Raw genomic sequence first — 6,214 nt, 5'->3', positions numbered from 1 at the left:
GGCGGCGGCAGCGGGCGACGCCTGTCCCCAAAAAAGAGCCGGTGTAAGCGACTGGCCGGGATCCAAGAGGACTGAGGCAGCGTCGGGCGAGGGGTTCCTGAAGATCGGGGAGACACCCATCCCTCAGCCCCCTCGGGTTGCGGCGGCGGGACGCAGCCCTCTCTCATCGGATCCCCCGTTACATCTCGTTCAGCCGCGAGATGTTGGTATTGGCCCCCAGCACCACCAGCAGATCCCCCTTCTCCAGCAGGTAATCTGCCGGGGGAGAAACCACCAACGATTGTTTTCGCTTCACCACCAAAACTGTGATGCCGAAGCGGCGACGCAAGTCCGACTCCGCCAGCGTATGGCCCACCAGCGCCTCCGGCACCTCCAGCTCGGTGATGCTGTAACCCGGCTCCAGCTCCAATTGATCTAGGATCCCTGGTGCCGTCAGCACCTGAGCCAAACGTCGCCCCGCCTCCTGCTCCGGCAACACCACCCGATCCGCTCCCACCCGCAAGAGAATCGAGCGTTGCCGCTCTGTCGAAGCCTTGCAAACCACGTTGCGCACCCCCAAACTCTTGAGGGCCACCGTCGTCAACAGATTGCTCTCGAAATCGCTGCCGATGGCCACCACCACGGTGTCGAAGGAGAGAATATCCACCGCCCGCAGGGCATCCTCATCGCTGGAATCCAGCGCCACCACCTGCGTTAGCTGATCCGCCAGACGCTGCACAATCTCCCGGCTGCGGTCGATCCCCAAAACATTGTGCCCTCGCTCCATCAGCGTGAGGGCCAAGCTCGTGCCGAAGCGTCCCAGACCGATCACCGCATACTCGCGATCCGCCCGCCCCATGCGCCCCCTTGCCCTTCCTTGCAAGACCAAACACTGATCATATGCCGACGCAGCGGGATCCAGCAGGGCTGTGACCCTAGGCAGACTCAGGTTTAGGCAGGGTGGAAGGGTGAGGGATCAGCTCGTGCGTGGAACGGCGCTCCACCATCTCGGCCGTGATGCGCACGTATTTGATATCCCGGCGAGAGGGAACCTCGTACATCACGTCCAGCATTAGCTCTTCCACAATGGCCCGCAGCGCCCGCGCCCCCGTTTTGCGACGGTAGGCTTCCTTGGCAATGGCAGAAATGGCAGCCGGCTCGAACTCTAGCTCCACCCCGTCCATGCGCAACAGCTTCTGGGCCTGCTTGAGGATGGCATTTTTAGGCTGCGTCAAGATGGCCTCGAGGGCCTTCTCGTCCAGGGGATCCAGGGTAGCCACCACCGGCAGCCGCCCTATGAATTCTGGGATCATGCCGTACTTGATCAAATCCTCCGGCTCCAGCGCCTTGAGGGCATCGGCCAGGCGTTGCTCACGGGTAACTGCTAGCTGCTCCCCTGGCTTGATAAAGCCCATCGACTTTTTGCCAATGCGCTGCTCGATCACCTTCTCCAGGCCGACAAAAGCGCCCCCACAGATGAAGAGAATGTTGGAAGTGTCGATTTGAATGCAGTCTTGGTAGGGGTGCTTGCGCCCTCCCTGCGGAGGCACGTTGGCAATAGTTCCCTCCAGCATCTTCAACAAAGCCTGCTGCACCCCTTCGCCGGAAACGTCGCGGGTAATGGAAGGGTTTTCGCTCTTGCGGGCAATTTTGTCGATTTCGTCGATGTAGATGATGCCGCGCTGGGCTTCTTCCACATCCATGTCCGCCACCTGCAGCAGGCGCAACAGGATGTTTTCCACATCTTCGCCGACGTAGCCGGCTTCGGTGAGGGTAGTGGCATCGGCAACGGCAAAGGGCACATCCAACATGCGGGCCAGGGTTTCGGCCAGCAGGGTTTTGCCGGAGCCGGTGGGGCCAATGACCAAAATGTTGGACTTTTGCAGTTCCACCTCATCCAGCTCCGCAGCTCCGAGGCTGTTGGGGTTGGCCTTAGCAGCCAGCCGCTTGTAGTGGTTGTAAACCGCCACCGACAGAACCTTCTTGGCCTTCTCTTGGCCAATCACGTACTGGTCAAGGTAGCGCATGATCTCGCGCGGCTTAGGCAACTGTGCCAGAGAAGGCAAGCTGCGAGAGGATTTTCTAGGGGTTTCGCGACGGCTGGCAGCAGGGGCTGTGGCAGGTGGGGTATTGCCGTCGTAGAGTTCCTCCTCCAAAATCTCGTTGCACAGCTCCACACACTCGTCGCAGATGTAGACCCCCGGCCCCGCAATCAACTTACGCACTTGATCCTGGGACTTATTACAGAAGGAGCATCTCAGGTGGGAGTCATGCTTGGCCATGGGATCCTCGTTGCTGTTTGCTCTTGGCTATTGTGTTCGGCGAATTCCAGGAAAGACAGGACGCTCTGGTGCTGCTTAAACGTGGGGCGCGGCCGCAGAGGCGTAGGAATACTGAAGGGACAGAACTTACTAACCTACTAGTCTAGCACTTCCTTCCAGCTTGTGGGCTTCCTAAGCCGGCTGTAGAGGATAGCTCTGCGGCGATTGGATAGAAAGTTGATAAGAAAACCGCCCGACTCGACGTCGAGCGGCGGATGGTGTGAGGAGTGAACGGAAACATGCGTCTCCGCTACTCTCATGATAGTGGAATGTTCCTAACTCTGGCAAAGACGGTCGTCGGAAGCAAGTGGGCTTTTTGGTTCGGTTGGATACCCTCTGGAGCGGAACCAGGGTAGATCTTGAGCACCAAAAAGGGGAAGGGACTGTCCGTGTTTCGTCCTCTTCCCCCTCTGGCGTCCACTCCTCACAGAATTGTATGATAAACCATCGCCAGGGCGAGGACAAGCCGGCCTTCCCAAATTTTTTCTCGTCAAGGATGGAGATCACTTCGGATCCAACGCCAGCAGCTCCGCCTCGCTCAGGAGAGGGATCCCCAAAGCCTGGGCCTGCTTGAGTTTGGAGCCGGGATCCGACCCTACCACCACATAGTCGGTTTGGCGGCTGACGCTGGCGGTCACTTTGCCGCCGCGGCTTTCAATCCAAGCCTTGGCCTGCTGGCGGGAGAGAGTAGGCAGGGTGCCGGTGATGACAAACTTCTTCCCAGCCAGAACCTGGGAGACGGCAGGGGCCGCTTGCCGGGGCAGGGCAGGGATCCCCAGCTCCCGCAGCTCCTGCAGCAACTTCTGGTGGGCGGGATCGGCAAACCAGGCCACCACCGCCTCGGCAATTTCCACCCCTATCCCGTAGATTTGGGCGATGTCTTCAGCCCTGGCCTGGGCCAAGAGTTCTGGGGCGGGGAAATGCTGGGCCAAAATCTGGGCGGTCACCACCCCCACATGGGGGATCCCCAGCCCGTAGAGCACGCGCTCCCAGGGCTGTTGACGGGAGCGCTGGATGGCCTGCACCAGCTTCTGGCTGGAACGGGATCCCATCCCCTCCAGGCTCTCCAAGTGTTCCGGGGTGAGGCGGTAGAGATCGGCCACGGTGCGCACCCCCAGCTTTTCTACTAACTGGGCCACCCGCTTTTCCCCCAGGCCCTCGATATCCATGGCGTCGCGGCTGGCCCAGTGCTGCAGTTGCCCCCTGATCTTGGCCGGACAAGCTGGGTTGGGGCAGCGGGTTATCGCCTCGCCGGCAGGGCGAACCAAAAGGGTGCCGCACTCGGGACAGTGGCTGGGCAGGCGGTAGGGAACGGCATCGGGGGGGCGCAGCTCCTTGAGGATCCCCACCACCTCAGGGATGATCTCCCCGGCCTTGCGCACGATGGCGGTGTCGCCGATGTGGACATCCAGCTCTTCCAGGCGATCGGCATTGTGCAGGCTGGCGCGGCTGACGGTGGTGCCCGCCAGAAGAACCGGCTCCAGCTCCGCCACCGGCGTGACGGCTCCGGTGCGGCCTACGCTGGCCACGATGGCGCGAATGCGGGTGGGGACTTCCTGGGCAGGGTATTTGAGGGCAATGGCCCAGCGGGGGAATTTTTGCGTAAAGCCGGCCTCCTCTTGCAGCCGCAGGGAGTTGAGCTTCACTACCACACCGTCACAGGCATAGGGAAGCTGGGCCTGCCGCCACCGCTCGTAGAACTGGACCACCTCCTCGAGGCCCCGGCACACCTGGGACAGAGGATTGACGGGCAATCCCAGGTCTTTTAGCCGCTGCAGACACTCCCACTGGGTTTGGGGGGGATCCCCGCTTGGCCACCCCTCCGGCCAGTGGAGGGCATAGGCGAAGAAGCTGAGCTTGCGGGCGGCAACCACGCGGCTATCCAACTGGCGCAAGGTGCCGGCGGCGCAGTTGCGCGGGTTGGCAAAGGGGGGATCCCCGGCGGAGCATCGCTCCCGGTTGATGCGCTCGAACTCAGCAATGGGGAGATAGGCCTCTCCTCGCACCTCCAGGACCGGCGGGGGAGCGGCGGTTGCCAAGCGCAGGGGAATAGAAGGGATGGCGCGGATATTGGGGGTAATGTCCTCACCTGACTGTCCATCGCCGCGGGTGGCCCCCCGCTGCAGCAGCCCATCCACATAGGTAAGAGCCAGGGCAGCGCCGTCAATTTTCAGCTCGCACACATATTCCAGCTCCCCTTCCTCAGGGGTGCGCCCCAGAACCCGCCACAGGCGCTCTTGCCATTCCTTTAGCTCTTCCAGGTTGAAGGCGTTTTCCAGACTGTAGAGGGGGATGCGGTGGGAAACGGTGGGGAACTGCTCGGCGGGCTTTTCCCCTACCCGCTGGGTGGGGCTGTCGGGGGTGATGAGCTCGGGGTAGGCCCGCTCCAGCTCCTGCAGCTCGCGGTAGAGGCGGTCGTAAACGCTGTCTTCCAGAATGGGGGCATCGTGGACGTAGTAGGCAATGCTGGCCTTCTGCAGCAGAGCGCGCAGCTCGCGGGCGCGCTGTTCCAATTTTGGATCCATACTCTTGTTGTTGGCTAGGTCTAGCTTAGGTTCAACGCTCTCATCTCTCTCAGGCTGCCGCTGCTCTGCCCCCTTGTCAGCCTAACCCCCAAAAAGCTGGGCAATGCAGATCCCAGCTTGCAGCTGCAGGCGAGATGAGGCGAGAACTCCCCGTAGAAGCGGGCTGGCGGTGCCGGAAGCAGAGGCCGGCTACCACAGCGGTTGCCACCCATGGAGCGCCTCGTAGTGGCGCCTACCTTATTTCCTGCGACTGCAAGTGCCCGTAGGCTTGGGCCGCAGCGGCCATTTCTGCCGCCTTTTTGGAGCGCCCCTCGCCGCGGCCCCAACATTGGCCGTGGCCCCAAACTTCCATGGTGAAGTGCGGCGGGTGTTCCCGGGCAGCCACCAGACGATATTCCGGCAAGGTGCCCCATAGGCGTTGGGTCAGTTCCTGCAGCGCGGCTTTCGGGTTGCGCCGAGTGGGATCCTGGAACCACTGCTCCACCCGTTGGCGAAAGTAGGGATCCAGCCAAGGATGCAGCCGGGCCAGGGTGTGCATGCCCCAGCTCAGGTATAGGGATCCCAACACCGCCTCAAAAGCATCGGCTAAGCGCCGCTCCCGTCCGGCCAGGTCGTTTTGGGAGCTGGCTCCCACCTCAAGGTAGCGCTCTAGGCCATGCAGATCCGCCAGTTCCGCCAGGTGGGCATCGCTGATCAGATCCGAGCGAACTGCGGTCAGCTCTCCCACCGACAAGTGGGGATAGGACTGGAACAAGAACTCAGTGGCCAAAATGCGCAGGACAGAATCCCCTAAGAACTCCAGCCGGTCGTTGTTGCGCTGGCCATCCAGAGAAGGGTGAATCAAAGCTTGATCCAACAGATCCCAGCGCAGTTGCTCCAGCCAGGCGGGATCCTTGAACCCCAACCGGTTCAGCAGGTGCTCTAAGGCGCGGCGACGAGGTGGGATCGGCTCAACCATAAAACCTGCGGCAAAATCTCTACACCTAGAATGCTCTCAGTGCTCACCTTGTGCTACAGGAGTAGTATAAGCCTTTGGAGAGGATCCCTGCATGCATGCCCACGCCCACCCTCGCACTCCCACCACCGAGATGGAGGTGACCAGCATTCGTCTGGAGCGGGAACTGAAGCAACGACTGAAGGCGTTGGCCGGCGGCCAGGGCTACCAGGCCTTGATCCGCGAAATTCTCTGGGGCTATGTCTTGCGCCACTCTCAAGAGGCTGCCACCCTCACCGCCGAGGATATTCAGGCCAGTTTCCCCGCCACGGCTCAGCGGCCCCAGCGTTGCGCCCTCACTGGCCAGGCCATCCAGCCACAGGAGCCGATGCTGCTGGGGTTGACTACGGACGGGAAATTGGTTCCCCTCAGCCCTGCCAGCCTCTGATTCTGGA

General features: G+C 61.6%; 5 protein-coding genes. 1 reads left to right on the top strand and 4 read right to left on the bottom strand.

All coding sequences use genetic code 11. The features are described 5' to 3' along the window. Positions 1 to 178 precede the first annotated feature (178 nt). The 4 genes from NW846_RS05885 to rnc all read right to left on the bottom strand — a co-directional run bounded on the left by NW846_RS05885 (position 179) and on the right by rnc (position 5,783). Complete coding sequence (locus NW846_RS05885) at positions 179 to 838, bottom strand: potassium channel family protein (protein WP_011429691.1); 660 nt, start codon at positions 836 to 838, stop codon at positions 179 to 181. Between the two features lie 76 nt (positions 839 to 914). Beyond that, positions 915 to 2,261 carry an ATP-dependent protease ATP-binding subunit ClpX gene (gene clpX / locus NW846_RS05880; protein ID WP_011429692.1) on the bottom strand — a complete coding sequence of 449 codons (1,347 nt, stop codon included), beginning with the start codon at positions 2,259 to 2,261 and terminating at the stop codon, positions 915 to 917. 542 nt (positions 2,262 to 2,803) lie between these two features. Further along, positions 2,804 to 4,825, bottom strand: a complete 2,022-nt coding sequence (gene ligA, locus NW846_RS05875) for an NAD-dependent DNA ligase LigA (RefSeq protein ID WP_414347269.1) — start codon at positions 4,823 to 4,825, stop codon at positions 2,804 to 2,806. A gap of 232 nt (positions 4,826 to 5,057) precedes the next feature. Further along, entirely contained in the window at positions 5,058 to 5,783 is a 726-nt protein-coding gene (rnc, locus tag NW846_RS05870; RefSeq protein ID WP_414347266.1) for a ribonuclease III, read from the bottom strand. Between the two features lie 91 nt (positions 5,784 to 5,874). Between rnc and NW846_RS05865 the strand changes: the two genes are divergently transcribed. Next, the gene (locus NW846_RS05865) at positions 5,875 to 6,207 is read left to right on the top strand and encodes a hypothetical protein (RefSeq protein WP_011429695.1); all 333 of its coding nucleotides are present in this window, start codon (positions 5,875 to 5,877) and stop codon (positions 6,205 to 6,207) included. Positions 6,208 to 6,214: the final 7 nt, after the last annotated feature.

This window comes from Synechococcus sp. W60.3, from assembly GCF_047502615.1.
Taxonomy (GTDB): Bacteria; Cyanobacteriota; Cyanobacteriia; order Thermostichales; family Thermostichaceae; genus Thermostichus.
The sequence above is the reverse complement of the archived record's forward strand: the minus strand, read 5'-3'. Positions and strand labels throughout refer to the sequence as shown.